This is a genomic window from Allobosea sp. TAB14 (genome assembly GCF_052113865.1).
In the GTDB taxonomy this organism is placed as follows: Bacteria; Pseudomonadota; Alphaproteobacteria; order Rhizobiales; family Beijerinckiaceae; genus Allobosea; species Allobosea spartocytisi.
Map to the genome: position 1 here is coordinate 21,282 of NZ_JBFRDQ010000002.1, position 23,611 is coordinate 44,892.

21 protein-coding genes are annotated in these 23,611 nt (G+C 67.4%); 7 read left to right on the forward strand and 14 right to left on the reverse strand.

The genetic code is table 11. The annotated features are described in order from the left end of the window. Positions 1 to 20: 20 nt before the first annotated feature. Together AB4Y99_RS00550 and AB4Y99_RS00555 are read left to right on the forward strand one after the other, a co-directional pair. Complete coding sequence (locus AB4Y99_RS00550) at positions 21 to 506, forward strand: hypothetical protein (protein WP_441522000.1); 486 nt, start codon at positions 21 to 23, stop codon at positions 504 to 506. Continuing rightward, the gene (locus AB4Y99_RS00555) at positions 503 to 1,009 is read left to right on the forward strand and encodes a YHS domain-containing (seleno)protein (protein ID WP_441522001.1); all 507 of its coding nucleotides are present in this window, start codon (positions 503 to 505) and stop codon (positions 1,007 to 1,009) included. The genes AB4Y99_RS00550 and AB4Y99_RS00555 overlap by 4 nt, the downstream gene beginning before the upstream one ends. Before the next feature lie 50 nt (positions 1,010 to 1,059). Here AB4Y99_RS00555 and AB4Y99_RS00560 read toward each other — a convergent pair whose 3' ends face one another. From AB4Y99_RS00560 to AB4Y99_RS00595, 8 genes are all read right to left on the reverse strand, one after another. Continuing rightward, a complete protein-coding gene (locus AB4Y99_RS00560) occupies positions 1,060 to 2,112 on the reverse strand; it encodes a LacI family DNA-binding transcriptional regulator (RefSeq protein ID WP_441522002.1) in 1,053 nt (350 codons plus the stop codon). Positions 2,113 to 2,136: 24 nt separating this feature from the next. Further along, on the reverse strand, positions 2,137 to 3,165 hold the full coding sequence (locus AB4Y99_RS00565) for a succinylglutamate desuccinylase/aspartoacylase family protein (protein WP_441522003.1): 1,029 nt from the start codon (positions 3,163 to 3,165) through the stop codon (positions 2,137 to 2,139). A gap of 96 nt (positions 3,166 to 3,261) precedes the next feature. Beyond that, the gene (locus AB4Y99_RS00570; RefSeq protein WP_038366836.1) at positions 3,262 to 4,056 is read right to left on the reverse strand and encodes a transporter substrate-binding domain-containing protein; all 795 of its coding nucleotides are present in this window, start codon (positions 4,054 to 4,056) and stop codon (positions 3,262 to 3,264) included. Between the two features lie 42 nt (positions 4,057 to 4,098). Then, positions 4,099 to 4,827: an amino acid ABC transporter ATP-binding protein gene (locus tag AB4Y99_RS00575; protein WP_191125005.1), complete on the reverse strand. Its 729-nt coding sequence runs from the start codon at positions 4,825 to 4,827 to the stop codon at positions 4,099 to 4,101. Next, on the reverse strand, positions 4,814 to 5,464 hold the full coding sequence (locus AB4Y99_RS00580; RefSeq protein WP_038366842.1) for an amino acid ABC transporter permease: 651 nt from the start codon (positions 5,462 to 5,464) through the stop codon (positions 4,814 to 4,816). The genes AB4Y99_RS00575 and AB4Y99_RS00580 overlap by 14 nt, the downstream gene beginning before the upstream one ends. Before the next feature lie 15 nt (positions 5,465 to 5,479). Next, positions 5,480 to 6,139 carry an amino acid ABC transporter permease gene (locus tag AB4Y99_RS00585; RefSeq protein WP_441522004.1) on the reverse strand — a complete coding sequence of 220 codons (660 nt, stop codon included), beginning with the start codon at positions 6,137 to 6,139 and terminating at the stop codon, positions 5,480 to 5,482. Positions 6,140 to 6,146: 7 nt separating this feature from the next. Then, positions 6,147 to 7,445 (reverse strand): alanine racemase, encoded by a 1,299-nt coding sequence (locus tag AB4Y99_RS00590; protein WP_441522005.1) that lies wholly within the window; start codon positions 7,443 to 7,445, stop codon positions 6,147 to 6,149. Between the two features lie 141 nt (positions 7,446 to 7,586). Continuing rightward, positions 7,587 to 8,783, reverse strand: coding sequence for an MFS transporter (locus tag AB4Y99_RS00595; protein WP_441522006.1), 1,197 nt, complete (start codon positions 8,781 to 8,783; stop codon positions 7,587 to 7,589). A 152-nt stretch (positions 8,784 to 8,935) separates the two neighbouring features. Between AB4Y99_RS00595 and AB4Y99_RS00600 the strand changes: the two genes are divergently transcribed. Further along, positions 8,936 to 9,691 carry an AraC family transcriptional regulator gene (locus AB4Y99_RS00600; RefSeq protein ID WP_133565991.1) on the forward strand — a complete coding sequence of 252 codons (756 nt, stop codon included), beginning with the start codon at positions 8,936 to 8,938 and terminating at the stop codon, positions 9,689 to 9,691. Positions 9,692 to 9,826: 135 nt separating this feature from the next. Here AB4Y99_RS00600 and AB4Y99_RS00605 read toward each other — a convergent pair whose 3' ends face one another. Continuing rightward, entirely contained in the window at positions 9,827 to 11,233 is a 1,407-nt protein-coding gene (locus AB4Y99_RS00605) for an MFS transporter (protein ID WP_441522007.1), read from the reverse strand. Between the two features lie 139 nt (positions 11,234 to 11,372). Here AB4Y99_RS00605 and AB4Y99_RS00610 point away from each other — a divergent pair, with 139 nt between their 5' ends. Further along, complete coding sequence (locus AB4Y99_RS00610; protein WP_441522008.1) at positions 11,373 to 12,290, forward strand: LysR family transcriptional regulator; 918 nt, start codon at positions 11,373 to 11,375, stop codon at positions 12,288 to 12,290. 13 nt (positions 12,291 to 12,303) lie between these two features. On the opposite strand, the gene AB4Y99_RS00615 is transcribed toward AB4Y99_RS00610, so the two are convergent. Genes AB4Y99_RS00615 through AB4Y99_RS00630 form a run of 4 tightly spaced genes read right to left on the reverse strand, consistent with a single transcriptional unit; the run spans position 12,304 to position 16,498 of the window. After that, on the reverse strand, positions 12,304 to 13,458 hold the full coding sequence (locus AB4Y99_RS00615) for an ABC transporter ATP-binding protein (protein WP_441522009.1): 1,155 nt from the start codon (positions 13,456 to 13,458) through the stop codon (positions 12,304 to 12,306). Between the two features lie 28 nt (positions 13,459 to 13,486). Further along, positions 13,487 to 14,314 carry a carbohydrate ABC transporter permease gene (locus tag AB4Y99_RS00620; protein ID WP_038366856.1) on the reverse strand — a complete coding sequence of 276 codons (828 nt, stop codon included), beginning with the start codon at positions 14,312 to 14,314 and terminating at the stop codon, positions 13,487 to 13,489. Beyond that, positions 14,314 to 15,261 (reverse strand): carbohydrate ABC transporter permease, encoded by a 948-nt coding sequence (locus AB4Y99_RS00625; RefSeq protein ID WP_112763805.1) that lies wholly within the window; start codon positions 15,259 to 15,261, stop codon positions 14,314 to 14,316. Before AB4Y99_RS00625 ends, AB4Y99_RS00620 begins: the two co-directional genes overlap by 1 nt. A 4-nt stretch (positions 15,262 to 15,265) precedes the next feature. Next, complete coding sequence (locus tag AB4Y99_RS00630; RefSeq protein WP_441522010.1) at positions 15,266 to 16,498, reverse strand: extracellular solute-binding protein; 1,233 nt, start codon at positions 16,496 to 16,498, stop codon at positions 15,266 to 15,268. A gap of 1,159 nt (positions 16,499 to 17,657) precedes the next feature. On the opposite strand from AB4Y99_RS00630, the gene AB4Y99_RS00635 reads away from it, so the two are divergent. Further along, entirely contained in the window at positions 17,658 to 18,653 is a 996-nt protein-coding gene (locus AB4Y99_RS00635; RefSeq protein ID WP_441522011.1) for a sterol desaturase family protein, read from the forward strand. Further along, positions 18,650 to 19,813 carry a GNAT family N-acetyltransferase gene (locus AB4Y99_RS00640; protein ID WP_441522012.1) on the forward strand — a complete coding sequence of 388 codons (1,164 nt, stop codon included), beginning with the start codon at positions 18,650 to 18,652 and terminating at the stop codon, positions 19,811 to 19,813. The genes AB4Y99_RS00635 and AB4Y99_RS00640 overlap by 4 nt, the downstream gene beginning before the upstream one ends. Here AB4Y99_RS00640 and AB4Y99_RS00645 read toward each other — a convergent pair. Continuing rightward, on the reverse strand, positions 19,737 to 21,260 hold the full coding sequence (locus AB4Y99_RS00645) for a glucosamine inositolphosphorylceramide transferase family protein (protein WP_441522013.1): 1,524 nt from the start codon (positions 21,258 to 21,260) through the stop codon (positions 19,737 to 19,739). The two genes, AB4Y99_RS00640 and AB4Y99_RS00645, sit on opposite strands and share 77 nt — an antisense overlap. Positions 21,261 to 21,466: 206 nt before the next feature. On the opposite strand from AB4Y99_RS00645, the gene AB4Y99_RS00650 reads away from it, so the two are divergent. Continuing rightward, positions 21,467 to 23,605 carry a GumC family protein gene (locus AB4Y99_RS00650; protein WP_441522014.1) on the forward strand — a complete coding sequence of 713 codons (2,139 nt, stop codon included), beginning with the start codon at positions 21,467 to 21,469 and terminating at the stop codon, positions 23,603 to 23,605. Positions 23,606 to 23,611 lie beyond the last annotated feature (6 nt).

Sequence of the window (23,611 nt, forward strand, 5' to 3'; positions counted from 1 at the left end):
ATCGCAGAAAGGATCGACCCATGACCACCGCCACCATGACCCGCAGCCTCGCTCTGCCCTCCAGCCGCACCGTCATCAACCTTGCGCTCGGCGGCTTCGCCGGGCTGGGCTTCTGGGAACTGTTTTCGGCGGTGCCGACCGCCTGGGTCGCCGGCTTCCCGCTGGAGCCGCCGGAGCTGGTGAAGGCGCTGTTCTACACCCAACTCGGCCTCCAGCTCTCGACGCCGGTGGCAAAGCTCATTCACTTCACCACCGGCTTCCTGTTCTACCCGCTCGGCTACTGGCTCCTGACGCGCTGGGTGAAGAGCTTCGGCATGCCGGCCGATGGCTGGATCTGGGGCGTGATCACCTATTTCATCGCGCTCGGCTTCCTCGCCCCGCTCGGCGGCCAGCACTTCCTGCTCAACGACGTGCCGCTCCTCTCCCTCATGAGCCTGATCGGCCACGCCATCTATGGCTGGCTCTCGGCCTATATCTTCGAGGCGTTGGAGGCGCGCCCATTATGAGCGCGCTGCGGCAAGGGCAGGAAAGGCGACGCTTCCTGCCGGACAGGCGCAGCCTCATCCTGCTCGCAGTCGCTGCGCTCGCCGCCTCCGGGGCGCAGGCCGGGAAGGCGCGCCCGGTCAATACGCTGGGTTCCTCGGACGGCGTCGCAATCCGCGGCTACGATCCGGTCGCCTATTTCCGCGATGGTGGGCCGCGGCTGGGCAAGCCGGAATTCTCGGTCTGGCATGGCGGCGCGCTCTGGCGCTTCGCCAGCGCCGAGCACAAGGCACTGTTCGAGGCCGATCCCGAACGCTATCTGCCTGCCTATGGCGGCTTCTGCGCCTATGGCACGTCGCGCGGCTATCTCGTCAAGATCGAGCCGGAAGCCTGGTCGATCGTCGAGGGCAGGCTCTACCTCAACTACGACCTCGATGTGCGCAAGACCTGGCTCGGCGCCACGCCGAAGTATATCGCCAGGGCCGACCGGAACTGGCCGGGCTTGAACGCGGTGCATGTCCGATAGCCTGCAGCTTGGCGAACCGCTGATCCGAGCGCGGGGCCGGGCCCTGGCCTTCAGGTGCTGCCGCGCGTGATGAGATGCAGCGGCAGGCTCTGGATCGCGTGCTGTGGCTCCTGGCCTGCGAGGCGCGCACGCAGCAATTCGCCGGCGCGCCGGCCCAAATCATGGGCATCCATGCTGATCGTGGTCAGGCCGGGCGCGATCTCGCCGGCAGCGTCGTTGTCGCCGAAGCCGAGAATGGCGAGGTCGGACGGCACGGCGAGGCCGCGCGCACGGGCCTCGATCACCGCCCCGGTCGCCAGCAGGTCGTTGGCACAGAAGGCGGCATCGACCGGCCCGCCTTCCCTCAGCAGCGTCGTCAACGCGGCGCGCCCATCGGCGATGCTCTGGACTTCGTCCACCGTCACGATCCGCGCCAGCGTCAGGCCGCTGCGCCCGGCCTCCTCGCGAAAGCCTTGCAGCCGCAGCGCGCCGCGCCCGCCGCTGCGGCCGATGAAGGCGAGCCGGCGATAGCCCTTTTCGATGAGGTGCCGGGCGGCCATCGCGCCGGCATCGACATTGGAGAAGCCGACCAGCATGTCGATCGGGTCGCGCGGAAAGGCCCAGGTCTCGACCACGGGAATGCCGAGCTCGCGCAGTGCCTGCCGGTTCTCCTCCAGCTCGATGACGCCGGTGAACATCACCGCCGCCGGCCGCAGGCTGCGCAGCGAGCGGACCATCGCGACCTCCTTCGCATAGGAATAGGAGGTCTGTCCGATCATCAGTTCATAGCCCTCGGGCTCCAGCTCGGCCGCCAGGCCCTGGATCGCCAGCCCGAATTGCTGGCTCAGGATGTTGGAGACGAAGGCCGCCACCAGCGTCGAGCGGCCGGAGCGGAGCGCCCGCGCATGCGGGTTGGATTCATAGCCGCTGCGCTCGACCGCCTCGAGCACCTTGCGGCGCGTCGCCTCGCTCAGCTTCTCGGGCTGGCGCAGGGCGCGCGACACCGTGATGGGCGAGACGCCGGCAAGCTGTGCGACCATCTCGATGCGAGGGGCCTTCGCCGCGAGGCGCGGTGCCTCGGCGCGCCCGCTGACCCGCACGACATTGTCATAGGTCGCAGGCATTCGCTCTCCCGTTAGATCACTGCGTCAGCTCAGGCCGAAGGCGGCACGGTCCAACCGGCGGCCGACCTGGATCAGGCAGTCGCCGGATTCGCTGTCGCTGTGCAGCCGGCGCGAGATCACCACGCCGGAAACCGCGAAGCGCAGTTCCTCCTCCGCCGCGTCGAGGCGGCCGAAATCATGATACCAGCCCGCGAGCGCGCCCGCCTCGACCTCTGCACTGCAATCCACCGCCGGCTCGAACCAGCCGCGCCTTGTGGCGTAGATCGCCTGCTCATGGTTCTGCAGAGCGAGCAGCGTCATCTTCTGTTCGGCAGGCCGGTGTGGGCCGAGCACGGGCTCGGTGATGCTGCCGAGCGCGATGAGCAGCCGGTCGATGGCGCGCTGGGTCAGGGCCATGCTCTCGGGCGTGACGGTGCCGCCGCCGCCGAACTCGCCGGAGATGCCGATCGCGCCGGCTCGTGCCGCGGCCGCCATCGAGGTCGGCGCCGTCGCGCCGTTCTCGGCGACGAAGCCATAGGGCATGCCGAGCCCGTCCATCAGCGCGAGCGCCCGCGCGAAGGTCTCTGGGCTCCCCTGCCGTTCGATCAGCGCGCAGGGCAGATGCGCCATCGAGGTGCCGCCGGAATGCAGGTCGAAGACCACATCATGACGCGGGAACAGCTCGGCTTCGAGGAAATGCGCGATGCGCTGCGTCGGCGTGCCGCCGGCTTCGCCCGGAAAGGCACGGTTGAGATTGCCCTCATCGAGGGGAGAGCGGCGCCGCGCCGCGAAGACCGCCGGCGCATTGGTGAAGGGCAGGATGGTGATCTCGCCGCGCATGCGCTCGGGATCGAGGCGGCGGATCAGGCGCGTCAGCGCGATCTCGCCTTCGTACTCATCACCATGATTGCCGGCCATCAGCAGGACGCGCGGCCCGTCGCCGTTCCTGATCCGGCAGACCGGCACCTTCACCTGGAAATAGGGCGAGCGGTCGACCGAGAAGGGAATGCTGAGATGGCCGACCGACTTGCCGTTCGCGGCGAAGTCGAGCGCATGGAAGAGACCGGTATGCATGGGGACCTCTGGAAGCGCCGGCACCAAGCTGGGCCGGCGGAAGCCGCCGGGCAGCTCATGCCCGGCGGCCGATGGCAGTGGGACCGAGCCGCGCCGTCAGAGCGTCGGCAGGGTCTGCTCTTCCTTGAACCACTTGAGCTGGAGGGCGCCGAGCTTGCCGTTCAGCTTGTTCGAGAAGATCGAGGTGTTCAGCCAGTTCAGCAGGTTCTGCTCGCCCTGGCGCACGCCGATATGGGCCGGCGACTGGCGGATGACGAACTTCATCTCGACTTCCTTGCCGGGGTTCTGGTCCATCACCTTGACCGCGATGGCGCTGTTCTCGGCGAAAGTGTCGGACTGGCCGGCGAGATAGGCGGCGATGGCCGCCGGCGTGTCCTCGAAGCGCACGACCTTCACGCCCGGCGCGTTGTCGGTCAGCCAGAGGTCGAGCGTCGTGCCCTTGGCGACGGCGACGGTCTTGCCGGTGAGGTTGTCGGGCTTCTTGCCGGTCGCGGCGGGGATCGACTTCGGCCCGTAGACGCCGAGATTCACCACCGCATAGGGCTGCGAGAACATGATCTGCTGGGCGCGCTCGGGCGTGGCGCCGAGGCCGGCGACGAGCACGTCGATCTTGTCGGCGAGCAGGCTCGGGATGCGGGCGGCGCCGGTGACCGGCACGAGCTCGAGCTTCACGCCGAGATCGTCGGAGAGCAGCTTGGCGATGTCGGCGTCGAGGCCGGCGATCTCGCCCTTCTCGTCCTTGAAGCCCCAGGGCGCGGCGTCGGTCAGGATGCCGACGCGCAGCTTCCCGGCCTTGAGGACGTCCTGGAGCTTGTCGGCCTTGGCCGCGACGGGGGCCGCGAGCGCCGCGGCGGCAACGAGCCCCGCCATCATGGTCTTGAACAGCGACATGGGTTCTTCTCCTCTGAGATCTCGTGCAGCCTTGGAAGTCGGCTACTTCACCGAGTTGATGAAACTGCGCAGCTCGGGCGTCTTCGGATTGGCGAAGAGCTCGGCCGGCGGCCCCTCTTCCCAGACCTTGCCCTGGTGCATGAAGACGATCTTGTTGGCGACGTTGCGGGCGAAGCCCATCTCATGGGTGACGAGGATCATCGTCATGCCCTGCCGGGCCATGTCCTCCATCACCTTGAGCACCTCGCCGACGAGCTCGGGGTCGAGCGCCGAGGTGACCTCGTCGAACAGCATCAGATGCGGCGCCATGGCGAGGCAACGGGCGATCGCGACGCGCTGCTGCTGGCCGCCCGAGAGCCGCTCCGGCCAGGCGTCGATCTTGTCAGCGAGGCCGACGCGGCCGAGCACGTCGAGCGCGAGCGGGCGCGCTTCCGCCTTGCCGATCTTCTTGGTCAAGAGCGGCGCCAGCGTGATGTTCTTCTCGACCGTGAGATGCGGGAACAGGTTGAAGGCCTGGAAGACGATGCCGACGCGCTGGCGGAACTGGCGCAGATTCGCCATGCCGGCGCTGACCGCCTGGCCCTCGACCGTGATCGAGCCGGAATCGATCTTTTCCAGCGCGTTGATGCAGCGCAGCAGCGTCGACTTGCCCGAGCCGGAGCGGCCGATGATCGTGACGATCTCGCCTTCCTTCACCTCGAGCGAGACGCCTTTCAGCACCTCGACCTGGCCGAAGCTCTTGCGGACATCACGGATTTCAACGAGCGCCATTGAGACGGGCCTCCAGGGTGCGCGACCAGAGAGTCAGGGGCAGGCACAGCGCGAAATAGATCGCGGCGACGATGCCGTAGGCGAGAAGGGGCTGGAACGTCGCCGCGCTCACGACCTGGCCGGCGCGGGCGAGCTCGACGAAGCCGACGATCGAGGCGAGCGAGGTGCCCTTGATGAGCTGGACGAGGAAGCCCACGGTCGGCGGTAGCGACAGGCGCAGCGCCTGCGGCCCGATGATGTGGCGAAACTGCTGCCAGCTGGTGAGGCCCAGGCAGGCTCCGGCCTCCCATTGCGCCGGCTTCACCGCCTCGATGCCGCCGCGCCAGATGTCGCCGAGGAAGCCCGCCGTGTAGAGCGTGTAGGCGATGCCGACGGCGACGAGCGCGGGAACCTCGATGCCGAGGAAGACCGGCATGCCGAAATAGAAGAAGAATAGGAGCCCGAGCAGCGGCACGCCCTGGATGAGCTGGATCAGCCCCGCGGCGAGCCAGCGCAGCGGCGCGAGGCGGCTGGTGCGCGTGGTCGCCAGCAGCAGGGCCAGCGGACCGCCGAAAGCGAGCGCGACGATGACCAGCAGCACCGTCCATTGCAGCGCATGGACGAAGGAGAGAAGGTCGATATAGCCGAAGGAACGCATGGTGCCCGCTCTCCCTCAGCGCCTGACCGGCCAGCGGAAGGCGGCCAGCCCGATGACGGCGAAGAGCGCCTTGAAGGCGATCACCATCGCGAAATAGATCGCGCAGACCACCGCATAGACCTCGAAGCTGCGATAGGTCCGGCTCTCGATAAAGCTCGCGGCGTGGAAGAGCTCGCCGGCCGCGACCTGCGAGGCGAGCGAGGTGCCGAGCAGGAGCAGCACGAATTGGCTGGTGAAGGCGGGATAGACGTTGCGCAGCGCCGGCGGCAGCATGATGTGGCGGAAGACCTCCCAGCGCGTCAGCCCGAGGCATTGCCCGGCCTCGACCTGACTCTTCGGGATCGAATCCAGCCCGGCGCGGACGATCTCGATGGCATAGGCGCCGAAATAGAGGCTGAGCGCGACCGCCGCCGCCTCGAAGGCCGGCAGCTTCAGCCCGGCGGCCGGCAGCACGAAGAAGATCAGGAAGATCTGGATCAGCGACGGCGTGTTGCGGAAGATCTCGATATAGGAGCGGATCGCCAGCCTGACCGGTTTCGAGCCGCCGCGCAGCAGGGCCGCCCCGGCGACGCCGATGGCGAGCCCGACCACGGCCGCGATCAGCGTCAGGGCGAGCGTGATCAGCGCGCCCTCGATGAACTGGTCCTGATAACGCCAGAGCTGCTGGAAGTTCATGCCCGCCTCAGCCGAAATGGGTGCGCAGGACGCGCGAGACGGTGCCGTCCTCGCCGAGGCCGAAGATCAGCCGCCAGCGATCCAGACAGGTGCAGGGATGGGAGATGCCGAGGCAGAGCACGTCCCCGACCTCGAGCCCGCTCTCCGGCGGCAGGCGCAGGAAGCCGTGCTGGTCGTTGAGCTTCTCGACCGTGATGCCTTGGGCTACGCTGGCGATCTCCGCCCCGTCCCGGTGGACGGACAGAAGCACCGGCAGCCCCTGATCGAAGGAGACGTCGCGCATGCCGAAGCCGGCGATGGCGAGACCGGGCTCAGGCCGTGACAGCACCTCGGCCCAGAGCCGCAGCGCCGGGCGGAACGCCTCGGCGGCCTTGCGTGTCGCGCCGCCGATGGCGAGGCCGCCGCGCGCGTCGAGCGCCGCGAAGGCCCGCGCATAGACGCCATGATCGGCAAAGAAGATCGCGCCGCTGCGCAGCAGCAGGGTCGTCTTGCCGTCCGCCGCGACGAGCGGGGACAGCGCCGCGACGACGAGGTCGAAATAGGCCGAGCCGCCGGCGCTGAGGATGAGCGAGGCTTCCGGCTCGGCGGCCCTGACGGCGGCGAAGGCGGCAGCGGTTCGCGTCATCAGTCGGGCGATGGCCGCTTCGGTCGCGACCGGGTCCGGACCGGCGACCGCGCCTTCATAGGTGGCGACGCCGGCCAGTCTCATGTGGGGCCCGGCCGCGCGGATGGCCGCGATCACGTTTGTCACGGCGACATCGTCACGCGCCCCGGCGCGGCCATCACCGATCTCGACGAGGACGGGCAAGCCCGTCCGCCCAGCGGTCTCGGCGGCGATGGCGAGGCTCGCCACGGCTTCGGGGCTGTCGGCGAAGGCGCAAAGCTCGACTTGCGGATGGGCGGCGAGGAGCGCGCCGAGGCGCCGGCCGGCGACCGCGCCGCCGATCTGGTTGGCGAGCAGCAATCGCGTCTCGCCCGCCTGCATCAGGACTGCAGCCTGCTGGAGATTGGCGACGGAAGCGCCCCAGGCGCCGGCGTCGCGCAATTCGCGGACGATCTCCGGCGACATCGGCGTCTTGGCATGCGGCGCGACCTGCGCGCCATGGTCAGCCAGGTAACGGAAGAACAGGTCACGATTGGCGCGCAGCGCCGCCTCGTCCAGCGTGAGCGCAGGCAGCGAAAGATCGCCGCGGCGCGGGTCGAGCCGATTCTGCGAGAACTGTGCCGCTGGCACCAGCTCGACGAAGGGCACGCCGCGAAGGGTCGCGTCCAAGGCGGGCTCAGTGTTCGCACCACTCGTCTGCATCGCGGCTTACCCCTGCGTTTTGGGGGCCATAGCACCGGCGAAGCATTATGACAACGTTGTCATCAAAGATTTCCACGCGCCCGAAGGTTACCTCCGGTTGGTCCGGGGTGCCTTCGGGGGTGGAGATCCGTGGTCGGGTTTCTATTCGGCCGGAGCGGCCTGCTTCGCAGGCGCGCTCTGCGCCAGCCAGTAGAAGGCGACGGAAGCCGCCCAGACGATCAGGCCGAACAGGGCCGCGGCGCCCAGCACCAGCCCGAAGCCGCCTTGCGCATGGAGAACCGCCAGCATCGGCACCACGAAGCCGCTGACAGTGAAGCCGAGGAAATAGCGCACGCTGAATGCCTTGGCGCGGTGCTGGGCCGGCACGTAGCGGGCGACCATCGCGTCGTTGACGACCACCTGCCCATAGATCGCGGTCATCGTCAGGGTGAGGCCGAGCAGCAGCGGGATGCCCTGTGTCATCGCGGCGATGACGAGGCCGATCGGTTGCAGAAGGGCGAGGCCGACGAACAGGGCCGGCAGCGTATAGCGGTCGACGAGCCGGCCCATCAGCCACTGCGCCCCGGCGCCGAAGATGAAGACCAGTGTCGCCAGCGAGCCGATCAGCGCCAGCGGCATGTCCAGCCCGAGCCGCTCGTCGAGGATTTTCGGCAAGGCGATGGTGGTGAGGTTGAAGGTCATGCCGCCGGCGATGATGGCGATGGCGAAGACGACGAGAAGGGTTTTGGGGCGGCTCAGCGGGATGAGGTCCGCCTTGCCCGCGCGGTTTGCATGCGGTTCGCCGTCGCCGGGAACGAGCATCAGGAAGGCCGCTCCGAGGGCGAGGCAGACGAGGCCCGGCAGCACGAAGGCGGCACGCCAGCCGAGGCTCGCGGCCAGCAGCGCGGTGACGCCCGCCGCGGAAGCCGCGCCGAGATTGCCCCAGACGGCATTGACCCCGAGGTCGCGGCCGAGCTGGCGGGCATGATTGACCAGCATCGTCGAGCCGACCGGATGGTAGATCGCGGATGCAACGCCGAGAACGAGCAGCCAGGCCGCGAAGGCCATCGGCTGGCTGGCGCTGGCGACGCCCAGGCAGGACAGGCCATAGCTCAGGAAGAAGACGGCGAGCATGTTGCGCCGGCCGAAACGGTCCGAGAGCCAGCCCATCGGCAGGGAGCACAGGCCGAAGGCGACGAAGGCGCCGGTCGCGAGCCCGATCAGTTCGGCATAGCTCAGGCCGGTCTGGGCCGCGATGGCGATCACCGCGGTCGGGTAGATGAGCAGCACGAAGTGATCGAGCGCATGCGCTGCGTTGACGAAGAGAAGCGTGCGCTTGGACAGCGTCTCGGGGCTCATGGGAACACTCGGCTCCATCGGACAGAGAGTGACGGACACGCCGGCCCGGTTGTTCAACCTGGTCGCGTCCGGCTTTGGGGAGGGATTTTGTAACTTGACCCGATGTGTCCTGTCGGGTCGTTTACGGGGCAATCGGGCCAAATGGAATCGCGATGCACGGCGACAGCGCTGCCTATCAGACCGTTCCGCGCGCGGTCGCGGTCCTGCCGAAATCCTACGCCGCGGGCGCGGCCACGGGGTGGCACAGCCATCCGCGCGCGCAATTGCTTTACGCGACCTCCGGCCTGACGCTGGTGACGGCGGAGGACGGCACCTGGATCCTGCCGCCGCAGCATGCGCTCTGGATCCCGCCCGGGCTTTTCCACGATGTCAGGATGCATGGCCGGGTGTCGATGTGCTCGGCCTATGTCACCCCCGAGGCGGTCGGAATCCTTCCGAAGGGCTGCCGCGTGCTGGAGGTGACGCCGCTGCTGGCTTCGGCGCTGGTCGCGCTGGCGGCCGAGCCGATGCTTTACGACGAAGGCGGGCGCGGCGGGCATCTCGCCGCCCTGATCCTCGACGAGATCGGGCGGGCGCCGGAAACGCCGCTGACCTTACCCCTGCCGCGCGATCCGCGTTTGCGGCGCGTCTGCGAGGCGCTGCTGAAGGACCCCGCTTCGGCCCTGGACATCGACGCCTGGGCGGAGCGAGCCGGGGCGAGCCGGCGCACGCTGACCCGCGGTTTCCGCGCCGAGACCGGCATGAGCTTCGGTGACTGGCGGGCGCGGCTGCGCGTCGTCAGGGCGCTCGCGCTGGCGACGGATGGTTGCCCCCCGCACCAGATCGCCCGCGCGGTCGGTTATGCCGATCTGCGCGCCCTTCGGACGGCCGCCCGGCGCATCCTCGGAGGCGTCGAGCTCTCTTGGTGACGGGACGCGCGCCCGGCCTTGCCGCTTCGCTCAGAAAAACGAACGCGCCGGCCGGAAGCTTCCATCTCCATCACGCAGGCGTTTTCCGGGCCTGGTACCGGACCGACGGTGGAGAGGCCGTCCTTCGGGATCGGCTCAGGAGGCCCGGATCTCCGCCGTGTCGCGCTCGATCCGCATCGTGCTGACCAATCCTGCGACCAGGGCCAGAACGGCGCTCACGGCAAGGCCGATCCGGGGCGCGGCCGCCGATGAGGTGAGCGTGAACAGCATCGCCATGATCACCGAACCCAGCGTCTGCCCGAGAAGGCGGGCCGTGGCTTGCATGCCCCCGGCCGAGCCGCTGCGCTCGCGCGGCGCCGAGAGCAGCATGTTGCGGTTGTTCGGCGTTTGAAAGATGCCGAAGCCGAAGCCGCCCAGCATCAGGAACGGCACCAGCGGCCAGGGATCCTTCTGGATCGGCCAGAGAGCGACGAGCGCAAGCCCAAGGGCAAGGAAACCGCCGCCGGCCGCGCAGAGCAGGCCGGTGGAGAGCCGATCGGACATGCGTCCGGAGAGAGGGCCGGCAATGGCCACGACGAGAGGCCAGGGCGTCATGTAGAGCCCGGTGGTGAAGGCATCCAGATCGAGGCTGTGCTGGAAGTAGAAGGGCAGCGCGATATAGCTCGCCATCTGACCGGCGAAGCAGCACACGGACGCAATCACCGAAATGCGGAAGGGGCGGTTCGCCAGGAGATCGAGCGGGATGAGCGGCGCAGGGCGCGGCATCTCGCGCCTCACGAGAGCCGCGAAACTCGCGACCGATGTCACGAGCAGCGCAGCGGCCAGCCCGGGCTCGCTCGTGATCCGGTCAACGCCGAGAACAAGGGACGCGAAAGCCGTCGCGTTGAGTGCCACGCTCGCCATGTCGAGCGTTCGGCCCGAGCCCGCAGGCTGCGGCAGCGCCAGCGCGGCGAGGAGCACGATCGCGCCGATCGGCAGGTTGATGGCAAACAGCCATTGCCAGCTGGATATGACGAGGATGGTAGAGCCGACCGTCGGCCCCGCCGCCGCCGACAGCGCGATCACCGTCGCATTCCAGCCGATCACCGCGCCGACCAGGCGGTGGGGATAGGTGAAGCGCATCAGCGCGATCCCCAGCGCCATCACGGCCGCGCCGCCGAGCCCCTGGATGAAGCGGGCCGCGATCAGCCACGGCAGCGAGGGCGACAGTGCGCAGAGCAGCGAAGCCCCGGTGAAGATGAAGACCCCGGCCGTGAAGGTTCGGCGGAGACCCCAGCTTTCTCCCAGCGCGGCGCAAGGCAGCAGGGCCATCACCAGGGCCATCTGGTAGCTGCTGACGACCCAGACCGATGCGGCAGGCGAGACCTGGAACGAGGACGCGATCGTCGGCAGCGCGATATTGGCGATGGCGCCGTCGAGGACGACAAGCACCATCGCCGCCATGATGGCCAATGTCGCATAGGAGCGGCGGGGCGCCGGCAATCCTGCGTCCCCGGCCGTCGCGCCATCGAAACTCCGGGCCGCTGGGGCTGAATGGGTCATCATGTTTCCTGTTCTCGGTCGATCGAGGACAGGATACAGATGGCCAGGCATGGCGGAACACGCAGGGAATGCAATTTATCCCTGCATCAGACGCCATGTCTCAGTTCGGGGGCGGATCGCTTCGCCGGGGTTTGCGTGAATGTCCCATCCAGACTTCAATCTGCTCGCTGCCCTGGACGTGCTTCTCGCCGAGGGAAGCGTCGCGGGCGCAGCCAGGGTTCTCGGCTTGAGCGACTCCGCCATGAGCCGGACCCTGCTGCGTCTTCGCACCGTAACGGGCGACCCTTTGCTCGTTCGGGCAGGCCGGAGGCTGGTGCCGACGCCGCATGCCCTGGCGCTCGGCGCACGCGTCAGGTCGCTGACCGACGAGGTGAAGGCCGTCCTGCGGCCGGCCGATCGCGCCTTGGATATCGCCGGTCTCGAGCGCGTTTTCACCCTCCGCGCCAATGAAGGTTTCGTCGCGACCTTCGCAGCCCCGATCGTCGCGGCGGTCACCGAAGCGGCGCCGGGCGTGACACTCCGCTTCGCGCCCAAGCCGGACAAGAATGTGCGCTTCCTGCGCGAGGGGATCGTCGACCTCGAGATCGGCGTGCTTGGCGATAGCGCGCCGGAGATCAAGGTCCAGACCTTGTTCCGGGACCGCTTTGTCGGAATCGTCCGGAAAGGACATCCATTGGCACAAGGCGAGGTCACCGCCGCGCGTTACGCTGCGTTTGGTYATGTCGTCACCTCTCGCCGCGGCCGAACGCATGGTCCGGTCGACGCCGCTCTGGAAGCGCTGGGCTTGCAGCGGCGCGTCGTCGTTGTCGTGCCCGACTTTCCGGCGACGATGGCGATCGCCGCGACTTCGGATCTTGTCGGGCTGGTGAGCAGATCATTCGTTCGCGCGGGAGCCGACAAGAGCCTGCTCCATGAATTCGACCTGCCCGTGCAGACAAGCGCGATCACGATCTCCCAGATGTGGCATCCGCGCTTTCATGCGGATCCCGCCCATGGCTGGCTAAGAGAAACGGTTCTGTCCGTTTGCCGGCCTCATCTGGCGGCCAGCGAGGCCTGAGCTTCGCTCTTGCCTAGATGCGCTGACCGGTCGAGCGCGAGAACAAGACGACCTCCGACAGGTCGAGCCCGATAGATACGGCTGCTCCGGGCTGAAGGTCGCTGTATCCCTGAACCGTCGCCATGATCTCTCCGGGCACGGCTCCCTCCTCGTCATGCGCCGTGGCGCCGTCCGACAGCTTTACGGCGACCACGGACTCGGCTCCGACGTGCTCGACGAGACTGACGGTACCGGCAAGGCCGCCGCCGCTGGCCGAAGCATCCGATAGGGTCAGCGCGTTCGGCCGGATGCCGAGAAGGACGTTGTCACCCGCGACATCGGCCAAGGCTGGGGGAAGCGGCAGGCGCGCCTTGCCGATGCAGATCGCCCCGTTGTCGATGCGGCCTTCGATCAGGTTCATCGGCGGCGTGCCGATGAAACGCGCGACATAGGTGTTGGCCGGCGAGGTATAGATCTCGCGCGGCGTGCCGAATTGCTGGATCACCCCGTCGCGCATCAGGGCGATGCGCGTGCCCATGGTCATCGCCTCGACCTGGTCGTGCGTGACGTAAACGAAGGTACCTCCGACGCGCTGGTGCAGCCGTGTGATCTCCGCCCGCATCGCCGAGCGCAGCTTGGCGTCGAGATTGGAGAGCGGCTCGTCCATCAGGAAGACTTCCGGCTGACGCACCATCGCCCGCCCCAGCGCGACGCGCTGGCGCTGACCGCCCGACAATGTACGCGGATAGCGGTCGAGCATCTCGGTGAGCGATAACGTCTTCGCCGTCTTCTCGACGAGATCGCGCACGGCGGGAGAGCGCTCGATCTTCCGCTTGGCGAGCCCTCCGAGAAAGGGGATGTGGAACCACCATTTGAACTGCCGCATGATCAGCGGGAAGGCGATGTTCCGGCGCACCGTCATATGCGGATAGAGCGCATAGGACTGAAAGACGAAAGCCATGTCGCGCGCGCTCGGCGGCAGCCGGTCGACGCGCCTTCCGCCGAGATGGATCTCGCCCGACGTCACCGTCTCGAGCCCTGCCAGCATGCGCAAAAGCGTGGACTTGCCGCAGCCCGAGGGTCCGAGCAGAACGAGGAATTCGCCGTCCTCGACCTTCAGGTCGACATCGGCGATCGCGACCTTGTTGCCGAAATGCTTGGCGACGTGATTGAGCGTGATCGAGGCCATTCGTGTTCTTTCTGAGCCCGGTGCTTTGTCAGCCCTTGACGCTGCCGGCGGTCATGCCGGCCACGACATAGCGCTGGACCATCAGGTAGAAGGCGACGGCGGGCAGCGTGTACATCACGCCGATCGCCATGACGGTGTGGATCGGGGTCGAGAGTTCGCCAACGAAGCTGGCGAGGCCGACGGAGGCGGTGCGCAGCTCCTGGCTGAGGATCAGCGTCTGGGCGAAGACGTATTCGTTCCAGCCATGGAAGAAGGCGATCACCGAGGCGGCGGCGAGCGTCGGTGCCACCACCGGCAGCACGATGCCGAGAACGATGTCGAGCCGCGAGCAGCCGTCGATGCGGGCCGCCTCCTCGATCTCCAGCGGCACGCCGTCGATGGCGCCCTTCAGGATCCAGGTGATGACGGGAACCGTGAAGGCGGCGTTCGCCAGGATGAGGCCGCCCAGCGTGTCGAGCAGTAGCAGCTTGGCGAAGATCGCATAGAGCGGCACCACCAGCATCGCCTCCGGCAGCATTTGTGTCGCGAACAGCACGAAGCCGAGCACGCCCTTGCCATGGAAGCGGAAGCGCGAGAGCGCATAGGCCGGCAGGATGGCGAGCAGGATCGACAGCACCATGGTGCCGACGGCCACGATCGCGCTGTTCCTCAGCCAGAGCAGCACGCCGGTCTTGGCGAAGGTCTCGGCATAGTTGAAGGCCTGCGCCGGGTCGGGAAGCATCTGCGGCCGGTCGGCGAACAGGTTCGCCGAGGAGGTCAGCGAGGTGACGACCATCCAGTAGATCGGAAACAGCGCCGCGCTGAGCAGCACCATGATCAGCGCCATGCGCAGCGCGTGGGAGGCAGGGGTCTTCATCAGCGGCGCCCCTGCGCGCGCTCGGTGCGCTGCGTGTACCAGAAGTAGACGAAGGTCACGACGAGGGCGATGCTGAGCCCGATCATGCCGACGGCGGCCGCTTCGCCGAGCTCGCGGGCGACGAAGCCACGCGTGTAGAGCTCGATGACCAGCGTCTTGGTCGCGCCGATCGGCCCGCCCTGCGTCATCACCCAGATCAGGTCGAAGCGGCGCAGCGACCAGATCGTGACGAACAGCGCGAGCAGCGCCACCGTCGGCTGGATGGTCGGCCAGACCGCGACCTTGAAGATGCTGAAGCGATCGGCGCCGTCCATCTGGGCGGCCTCGCGGACTTCCTCCGACACGCCCTGCAGTGCGGCGAGCAGCACAACGGAGGAGAAGGGGAAGATCTGCCAGACCGTGGTGAACAGGACCGCCGGCAGCGCGAGCTTCGGATTGTCGAGCCAGCTCTCATAGCCGACCTCGAGATCCATCAGCTTCAGCACGTGGTTGAAGATGCCGTACTGGGCATTCAGCATCCAGGCGAAGATGGTCGCGACCGCCACTGGCGGGGCCGCCCACGGCACCGTGACGAGCGCCCGCGCCAGACCGCGGCCGCGGAACGGCCGGTCGAGCAGYAGCGCGGCGCCGAGCCCGAGCGAGATCGCGAAGACCACGCAGGCGATCGTATAGATCAGCGTGGTCCAGAGCACGGAGGCGAAATCGCTCGAGGTCGCCAGGTCGTGGTAGTTGCGCAGGCCCACGAAACGGGCGTCCTGCGGCGCCAGCAGCGAGCTCTGCTGAAAGCTCAGCACGAACTCGCTGACCAGCGGGTAGCCCTGGAACACCGCCAGATAGAGCGCGACGGGCGCGATGAAGAGATAGGGCGTCCAGCGGCTCTCCCGGTCGCGCCCACCGCTCTGCGGAGGGCGGCCGGCCGCTGCCGTCGCCGGGCTGGCGGTGCTCATGCTCTTACTGCCGCTCGATGCGCTTCAGCGCCAGGGACTGCACCTCGTCCATGGTCTTCTGCACGTCGGCATTGCCGACGAGGATCTTCAGCACCTGCTCGACGACGATCTGCTGGATCTCCAGCGTCTTGGTTTCGAAGCCGAGCACGAGCTGCGGCAGGGCATAGGGAGTCTGCGCGTCGTAGACGCCGAGCCAGGGCGTGCGTTCCAGATCGGCCTTCGGCCGCTCGACCGGGGTGGCGACGCTGGCGGCGCCGAGGATGCCTTGCAGCTCGCTTTGCGCGGCCGGCTGCAGCATCCAGTTGATGAAGACGCCGCAGGCTTCCTTGTTCTTGGTGTTGGCGTTGACCGAGAGCGAGGTCAGGATCAGGCCCTGCTGTCGGTTCGGGAAGGGGGAGGGCGCCGCCTTGAAGCCGAGATTGGGGTTCTGCGCGGCGAAGATGCCGGCGACACCGCCATTGTCGATGTTCATGGCGATCTTGCCTTCCCAGAACATCCGCCGATAGGTCGCAGCATCCGCGCCCTTCGGGATCACGCCGGCATCATAGACCTGCTTGTAGGCGGTGATCGCCTCGACCACCTTCGGGCTGTTCAAGGTGAGCTGCTTGCCGTCGGCCCAGTTGCCGCCGAAGCCGTAGACATAGTTCGTCATGTCCTGCCAGAAGCCGGAGCGTTCCGGCATCGTCGCGCGGAAGGCGTAGCCGAAATTGCCTTTGCCGGTGGCGGCCTTCGCCGCGGCGAGGAATTCCGGGAAGGTCTTCGGCGGCTCGCCGCCCTGCAGCAGCGCCGGGTTGTAGATCAGCTGATAATTGGCGAGCTCGAAGACGACGCCGTAGCGCTTGCCCTCGACATTGAGGAACTTGTCCGGGGCCTGGAAGGTGTACTTGCCGGCATCGACGAGGTCGTCGATCGGCAGGATGCGCTTGGCCGGCAGCGCCGCGAAGAAGTCGGTCTGGTCGAAGCGCACGAGGTCCGGGCCGCCACCGCCGCCCATCTGGGTGAAGACGGTGTTGGCGAGCTGCGAGAACGGGATTGCGACAGGCTGGACCTCGACCTTGTCCTGCGAGGCGTTGAACTTGTCGATCCAGGCCTTGAGCTTGTCGCCGCGGCCGGCCTCGGCGAAGGTCGCGGCGGCGAAGGTGATCGTGGTCTTGCCCTGGCCGAAGGCGCGGGTGGCGCCGAGCGCCGCGGTGGCGCCGGCGGCTGCCAGAACGGCGCGGCGGGTCAGTGTCGTCATGGCTTCCTCCGATTGTCCCGTTGCCCGGGCTAGTTTTGATCGCCGTGAGGATCGCCGCCGCCAAAGCACGCGCAACCGGCGATGATGGACGCACGGCGGGGCGCGATAACAGCGAGCAGAGCTCACATGAACAGTCGAGGAGATGGGGTTCAGCCGCCAAGCGGCGGCTTCTTGAATCTCCCTGGAACTCCGCGCTTCTTCGCCTCGAAGGCGTGGCGCGGTGAAAGGCAAGCCTAAACATTTTGTAACATTTTACAAGAGCTCAAAGACCGGCGCCGCTGGTCCTCCTGTCTCGAAGCCTGCAATGAAAATCTGGAGAAGGCGCGAGAAATCGGCTCAAGGACCAGGACGCCACGATCCGGATCCCTTTGGCGTCGACAACCTCAGCCGGGAGCCTCGCCTTCATAGCCTCATGTCGTAGCCGGATTGACCCCGTGGCCTGAGCCGGTGATCCGCTGCCCGATCGGAAATCGATGCGGCGGCACAGCCGCTCCGCATGTCAGCTTCCAGAAAGCTCGGCAGCCTCCGCAGTCGGCGCGCGCCGAAAGCGGCGCCGATCGCCGAGACCGCAGCGAGGCTTGGCCACCGACAAGCTGAGAGCAGCAGGGACGGATGCGTACCCGGTCAAAGTGGCTCACCAAGGTTGGCCAGATCTGGTCTTTCGCCGGGAAGGAGTCGGTTTCAGCTGAGGGCGAAATGACACTCTAAGCGGTCGTCCTAGGTGCGGCGATCATCCCCAAGATATAGGCTCACCAGCCGAACAAGTTCACTCTGCATCGCGAGGTCCTCGATGTTACCCCGTCGCGCCGCATTGTGGATCACCCCGTCGAGTGCGTCCGAAATCACGCGGCCGGCAGCATAATCGGCCGCGCTGGGTGGGCGCTTTCGATATGTAGCGACGGCCTGGGCATAGTAGGAGAGTCGTTCTCAAATTCGCTGTGGGGGTTTCGATACTCCTCGGAGCTGGGAGCTTCGTCTAGCAGGACACGATATAGGCCGGGATGGATGCTCGACATTCTGCGAGTGCGGTCGCCCGGGCTTAACCAGAAATGGCTTAACCCTGAGCAACGGTCTTTCATCGCATCGGCCGAAGCCTTAATCACCTGCGTGCCAAAGATGTGGCCCCGCATCGATGATTGAGATGCCGATGTTTGCGCAAATGACCGATTTCGTCGGCAAGATCCTCGACAAGATCTCGGCGACGAGCCTGATCGCGACCGGAATGCTCCTGCTGACGGCGCTCGTCAGCGCGCTGGTCGCCTATCTCAGGACGACGAAGGAGCGCAGCTTCCGCGAGTTCTTCGATTTCGTGTTCCCGCACGAGATCATCATGCATCCTTCGGCGAAGGCGGACCTGCTGTTCTGGGTCACCCGCAAGGCGATCATGCCCTTCCTGATGCTGCCGGCGGGGATCACCTTCGTCGTCGCGGTCGGCTATGCGACCAACCGGGTGCTGGCGATGCTCTTCCACATCGATCCGCCCCTGATCCCCGGCCCGGCCGGCCCGCTCACCACGGTGATCTTCACCGTGACGATGCTGCTCGCCTACGACATCTCCTATTACCTGTACCATGTCGCGCAGCACCGCTTCCCGATCCTGTGGGAGCTGCACAAGGTCCATCACTCCGCCGAGGTCATGGTCGGCATCACCAAGGACCGCGTCCACCCGCTGGACGAACTGATGAACCGCGCCTGGGACGGGGTCATTCCCGGCATCTGCTTTGGCATCTGGTCGCTGGTCTCGCTCAACCTCGTCGAGCTCACCGTCTTCGGCATCAACGTCTATGTGATGCGCAATATCCTGATGATGGATTTCGTCAGGCACACGCATTTCAAGATCTCGTTCGGGCCGCTCAACAGCGTCGTGCTCTGCCCGCACTGGCACCAGTTGCACCACAGCGTCGACCCGCGTCATTACGACAAGAATTTCGGCCTGCTCTTCTCGTTCTGGGACCGCTTCTTCGGGACGCTCTGCGTGCCCAAGCCCGACGAGGACTTCAAGTTCGGGCTGATGGAGCGCAATGTCCGCGACTACCAGTCGCTTTCGGGCCTCTATCTCATGCCGCTGAAGCGGATGTGGCGCCAGATCAGGCTGCGCCTGCGCCCCCGCGCGGCCCGCCAGACGGCCCAGGAGATCGAGGAAACCCAGTCGTGACCGGGCAGAAGCGGCTCGCCGCGGCGGCCGGCCGCGAACTGGAGATCGTCACCTCCTACGAGCGGCTCGCGGCACTCGCGCCGGCCTGGGACGACCTGTGGCGGCGCGCCGACGGGCTCGTGTTCCAGAGCCATGCCTGGATCGACGCCTGGTGGCGCACCGCGACGCGGCGCGACGATCGCGACCTGCTGATCGGGCTGGTCTGGAACGGTGCGGAGCTCGAGGCCGTGCTGCCCTTGGCCACGATCCGCCGCCGCGGCGTCACCGTGCTCGAATGGGCCGCCAAGGAGCATAGCGACTATGGCGACGCCCTGCTCGCGCCCGACCGGAACCGCGATGCCATCACCGCCCTGTGGTGGGAGATCGCCGCGGCCGGCGGCTTCGACATGTTCTACCTCAACCGCCTGCTGCCGGATGCAGCGATCCGGGGCATCATCGCGCCCGACGTCGCGAGCGGCCGCTTGCGCCCCAATCACCGCAGCGAGATCAGCTATCGCGTTGCCGGCCCCTGGCGGCGCGGCACGGACTGGTTCGAGGCGCAGTCGAAGAAGACCCGGCAGAACTATCGCCGCGGCCGAAAATTCATGGAGGAAGCCGGCGAACTCCGCTTCCGCCTGATGAGCCCCGACGAGCCGCTGGAGCCGGTGCTGACCCGTGTTGCCGCGCTCAAGCGCAAATGGCTGGAGCGGCACGGCCGCGCCTCCGACCTGTTCGACGAGGGCGCGCCTGCGCTCGCGGCGCTGGTCGACGTGATGCGGCGCCTCGGCATCCTCCATGTCTTCGTGCTCGAACTGGCCGGCACGGTCGTCGCCGTCTCGATCAATGTCGTCCAGCGCCGCCGGATGATGGCCTTCATCACCACCTACGACCCGGAATTCGAGCGTGCCTCGCCCGGCATGGTCCTGATGATGGACTATATCCAGTGGTCGATCGACCAGGGGCTGGAGATGGTCGACTTCATGTGCGGCGGCGAGGATTTCAAGCGGCGCTTTGCGACGGAATCCGCGACGCTGGAATCGGTGACGGGCGCGCGCACGCTGGTCGGCCGGCTGGCGATGCTCGCCGACAGCGCCGGCCACGCTATCAGGAACTGGCGCTCGCGCCCGGCGGCTGCCGGCGCGCCAGGGGATTCCGCCGAACCATCGCCGAGCCATCGATAAACTCGAATCCCCCTGCGCTGTTCAGGCTGTGCAGGCGCCGGCCGGGCCAGAGCGGCCCTCCCGCCTCCAGGATGGTCTCGACCTCCTGCGCGAAACCCGTGTTGTCGAGCTGGGTCACGCGGGCGATGCCGAGCGCTTTGCCGTAACCTTGGCGGCAATCCTGCACCGGTCGCAGCAACTCCCCGTCACGCAGCACCATCCGCCCCGCAGGCCGCGCCGAGGCGATGTCGATCAGCACGGGATTGCGCGGATGCGGCGTCCAGGGCCCGCGGAAATCCGGCGCCGACCACAGATGCAGCGCGTCGGAGTATGAACCGCCGCCATCGCGCACCGTCGCGAACAGCCACCACCGCCCGTCCTGCTCGATGAGGGTGGCGTCGCTCGCGACCACCCCCTCGATCAGGGTCGCCTCCTTCACCCAGCCACCCGGAAAAGCCGTGGCGCGGAAGAGATCGACCCGCGCCGCGCTGCAGCTTTCCGGGATCATCCAGACCTCGTCGTCGCGGGCGAAGACGAAGGGATAGGACAGGTGGCCCGGCTGCTCGAACACGGGTTCGGGCCGGCCCAGCGGTCCGTCCGGCCCGAACGCGACCGCCGAGATGATGCCCTTGCCGGCCGCATGGGCGAAATCCTCGACGAAGAGCGTGACCCGGCCCTTGTGCAGGATCGGAAAGGGGTCGGCATAGAAGCGGGTGCCGTCATCCGGCAGGTCGGTCCAGCCGCTATCCGGATGTCGCTGCAGGGTGAACAGGTCGGGCCCGTCGAGCTTGCGCCAGCCGACCCGCCAATGCGGCGCGTGGAAGCAGGTCCGGTAGACCAGCTCGATCGCCTTCCCGATCCCGGCCTTGACGACCGTCTTCGCGATGCCGGCCGGCGCGGCGGGCGGCGTCGGAGGCCCCGTCTCGTTCGCAGGCAGAACCGGAACGTGCAATCGTCCGCCGGCCATGGCAGCGACGATCAGCGTCACGATCCGGGCAAGGATATCGTCCAGCTTCGCCAGGAGGATGCGACCGTTTTCGGAGCCCGGCCGGCCCGCGGCGACGACATCGCSGCTTTCCCTGAGCTCGACGAGGGGAATCCCGCCGCCGAGCAGGGCGGCGACCAGAGCATCTTCTCCCGCCTTGCCGTCGAAATGCAGGGTCCAGCGCCGCCCGGCTTCCGCCACGCTCCCGTCCCCGAGATCGAGAATCAGATCGGCGAGGCCGGCCTGCCGGCTGATCGGAACTGCCGCATCGCCGGGCTCAGCCACGGCGAACAGGCTGTCGGGGCGCAAGCCATGGAGCAGGCCCTCGACGCGAAACAGAGGGCCGAGCCCGCTCCCGTCGACAGGAGCGCTCTCCGGCAGGCAGAGCGACAGCTCGAGGCCCGGAATGCTCCGCAGGCGATCGATCAGCAGGAGATGCCATCGCCGCAACGGCGAAGCACCGATAGTCAACCTCAGTCGCATGCCCCATCCCACGCGGCTGCGTGCACCAGGTGGCCCGCGAGCGGAGGGTAGCCTGCCATGTCGGGATTTCGATTTCGTTAGCCCTGCCGGCGCAGTGGCGCGGGGGTAGAGCGGGGCTTGTTAAGGACTCGATGCCATTGTCCCCAGCGGTATCGCGATCGGGAAAGGCCGCGGTGCCGGCGTTGTTATGTTGGTAGAGTAGAGGAATGGCCAGCCTGGCTGCGACCGATCATCGGCAGGAGGAAGCGGTGCAGCCGGCTCCTCGGGAGGCTTATCGCCGGCGTCAGGATGGCGCTGTCGAGATCTCCGAGCTCTGGCGCATCCTCTGGCACCGCCGTTTCATGATTCTGGCCATTGCCGGCCTGCTCGCAGGCCTGACACTGGCCTATGGCGTCGTGACTTCGCCCCTCTACACGGCATCAGCCCAGCTCCTGATCGACCCGCGCGACCGCAACGTCGTCAGCAACGACGTCAATCCGAGCTCCGTCTCGCCGGATGGCGGACTGGCGCAGGTCGAGAGCCAGGCCAGCGTCATCCAATCCACCAGCGTGCTGATGCGCGCGATCCGCGCCGCGCATCTGGTTGACGACAGCGAGTTCAACGGCCAGGGCCTGCTGTCGCGTCTGCTCGGCCGGGTCGCGGCCGACCCGCCGAACGCCGATGGCAGCCTGACGCCCGCGGAGGCGCGGGCGCTCGCCAACCTGCGCCGCAAGTTCTCGGTGCGGCGCGCCGACAAGGTCTTCGTCGTCGACGTCGTCGTGACGACGAAGGACGCGGAGAAATCCGCGAAGCTCGCCAATGCCATCGCCGAAGCCTATCTCGCCGACCAGGCCGATGCCCGCAGCAAGGCGGCCACCGAGGCAGCCGACTCCCTGACTGCCCGGCTCGCCGAACAGCGCAAGCGCGTCGAGAAGGCCGAGAACGCCGTCGAACGCTACCGTGCGGAAAACAATCTCGTCGCCTCCTCAGGCCGGTTGATCAGCGACCAGCAGCTCGGCGAAATCAGCAATCAGCTTTCGGCGGCGCAGGCCCGGACGGCTGCGCTCAAGTCCCAGGTCGAGCAGATCGCCCAGCAGCACCGTGGCGGCAGCCTCGCCGGCAACTCGACCGAGGCGATCCAGTCACCCGTCATCGCCAAACTGCGCGAGCAGGAGGCGGCGCTCGTCCTGCGCGGTGCAGACCTGCAGAGCCAGCTTGGCCCGCGCCACCCCTCGATCGGGGCGGCCCAGAGCCAGCTCGTCACCATCCGCCGGATGATCGCGACCGAGATCACCCGCGTCGAACAATCCGTCCGCACCGATTACGAGCGCGCGCAGGGCAACGAGAAGCTCCTCGTCAGCAAGCTGGAAGCCCTGACACAGCAGACACAGGGAGCGGACCAGGCTTCGGTCCGGCTGCGCGATCTTCAGCGCGACCTGGAGGCTGCCCGCACCGTCTATGCCAATTTCCTGCTGCGCGCGCAGGAAACGCGCGAGCAGGCCAATCTCGACACCACCAATGCCCGTATCATCAGCCGCGCCCAAGCGCCACAGCAGGCGAGTTGGCCGCCGACCCTGCCGCTCGTCGCCGCAGCCGGAATGCTCGGGCTCGGACTTGGCGCAGGCCTGGCCCTGATTCGCGAATATGCCGCGCCCCATCTCATCTCCCGCGCCCAGGCCGAGGCGCTGGTGGGCGCGCCGGTCATAGCCGTGCTGCGCCCCGGCAAGCCCGCCGCGAAACAGCGCTGGCGCCTGCGCAAGGTGCCGCCCGTGCCGTCCGGGCCCGATGGCGAGGCCGGGCTTGCCCTGCTCAGACTGTTCAATACGTCGGAAGCGGCTGCCGCTGCGGCGCGCAGCCTGCTCCTGACCTCGGTCGAAAGCGACGCTGTCGATCGCGAGCGTGTAACGGACCAGCTTGCCGAAGCAGCCCTCGGGCAGGGCGAGCGCGTCCTGCTGATCGATGCCGATTTGGAAAAGGAGCCAGAGGAAACCGGCCTCGGCCTGATGGACCTGCTGCGCGRCGAAAGCAGCCTGGAGTCATCGATCCATTTTGGCGCCAGCAAGGATGTCGCGATGATGTCCGGCGGGCGCCGCAAGGCCCCGCCGCAGAAGCATGTCGGCCGGACCTTCGCGGCGCGGATGCTCGCCGATGCCAGCCGGCATTTCGACCTCGTCGTGATGGATGGCGGCGCGCTCGGCCGCAATGTCAGGATCGCTCCGCTCGTCGGCATGGTCGAGGAGATCGTGCTGGTCGCACGCCTCTACGGCACGCGCCAGCAGGACATCGTCCAGGCCATGGAGGCCGCGCGCATCATGGGCCGCTCGATCACGGCCACGATCCTCGTCGATCCCGGCGGGCGCGGCTAGAGCATT

Coding starts and splice junctions, on each gene's coding strand:
- AB4Y99_RS00555 (WP_441522001.1), top strand. CDS start 503: ATGAGCGCGCTGCGGCAAGGGCAGGAAAGGCGACGCTTCCTGCCGGAC.
- AB4Y99_RS00630 (WP_441522010.1), bottom strand. CDS start 16,498: ATGACGACACTGACCCGCCGCGCCGTTCTGGCAGCCGCCGGCGCCACC.
- AB4Y99_RS00580 (WP_038366842.1), bottom strand. CDS start 5,464: ATGCGTTCCTTCGGCTATATCGACCTTCTCTCCTTCGTCCATGCGCTG.
- AB4Y99_RS00570 (WP_038366836.1), bottom strand. CDS start 4,056: ATGTCGCTGTTCAAGACCATGATGGCGGGGCTCGTTGCCGCCGCGGCG.
- AB4Y99_RS00550 (WP_441522000.1), top strand. CDS start 21: ATGACCACCGCCACCATGACCCGCAGCCTCGCTCTGCCCTCCAGCCGC.
- AB4Y99_RS00615 (WP_441522009.1), bottom strand. CDS start 13,458: ATGGCCTCGATCACGCTCAATCACGTCGCCAAGCATTTCGGCAACAAG.
- AB4Y99_RS00595 (WP_441522006.1), bottom strand. CDS start 8,783: ATGAGCCCCGAGACGCTGTCCAAGCGCACGCTTCTCTTCGTCAACGCA.
- AB4Y99_RS00590 (WP_441522005.1), bottom strand. CDS start 7,445: ATGCAGACGAGTGGTGCGAACACTGAGCCCGCCTTGGACGCGACCCTT.
- AB4Y99_RS00585 (WP_441522004.1), bottom strand. CDS start 6,139: ATGAACTTCCAGCAGCTCTGGCGTTATCAGGACCAGTTCATCGAGGGC.
- AB4Y99_RS00560 (WP_441522002.1), bottom strand. CDS start 2,112: ATGCCTGCGACCTATGACAATGTCGTGCGGGTCAGCGGGCGCGCCGAG.
- AB4Y99_RS00605 (WP_441522007.1), bottom strand. CDS start 11,233: ATGACCCATTCAGCCCCAGCGGCCCGGAGTTTCGATGGCGCGACGGCC.
- AB4Y99_RS00635 (WP_441522011.1), top strand. CDS start 17,658: ATGACCGATTTCGTCGGCAAGATCCTCGACAAGATCTCGGCGACGAGC.
- AB4Y99_RS00575 (WP_191125005.1), bottom strand. CDS start 4,827: ATGGCGCTCGTTGAAATCCGTGATGTCCGCAAGAGCTTCGGCCAGGTC.
- AB4Y99_RS00600 (WP_133565991.1), top strand. CDS start 8,936: ATGCACGGCGACAGCGCTGCCTATCAGACCGTTCCGCGCGCGGTCGCG.
- AB4Y99_RS00565 (WP_441522003.1), bottom strand. CDS start 3,165: ATGCATACCGGTCTCTTCCATGCGCTCGACTTCGCCGCGAACGGCAAG.
- AB4Y99_RS00620 (WP_038366856.1), bottom strand. CDS start 14,314: ATGAAGACCCCTGCCTCCCACGCGCTGCGCATGGCGCTGATCATGGTG.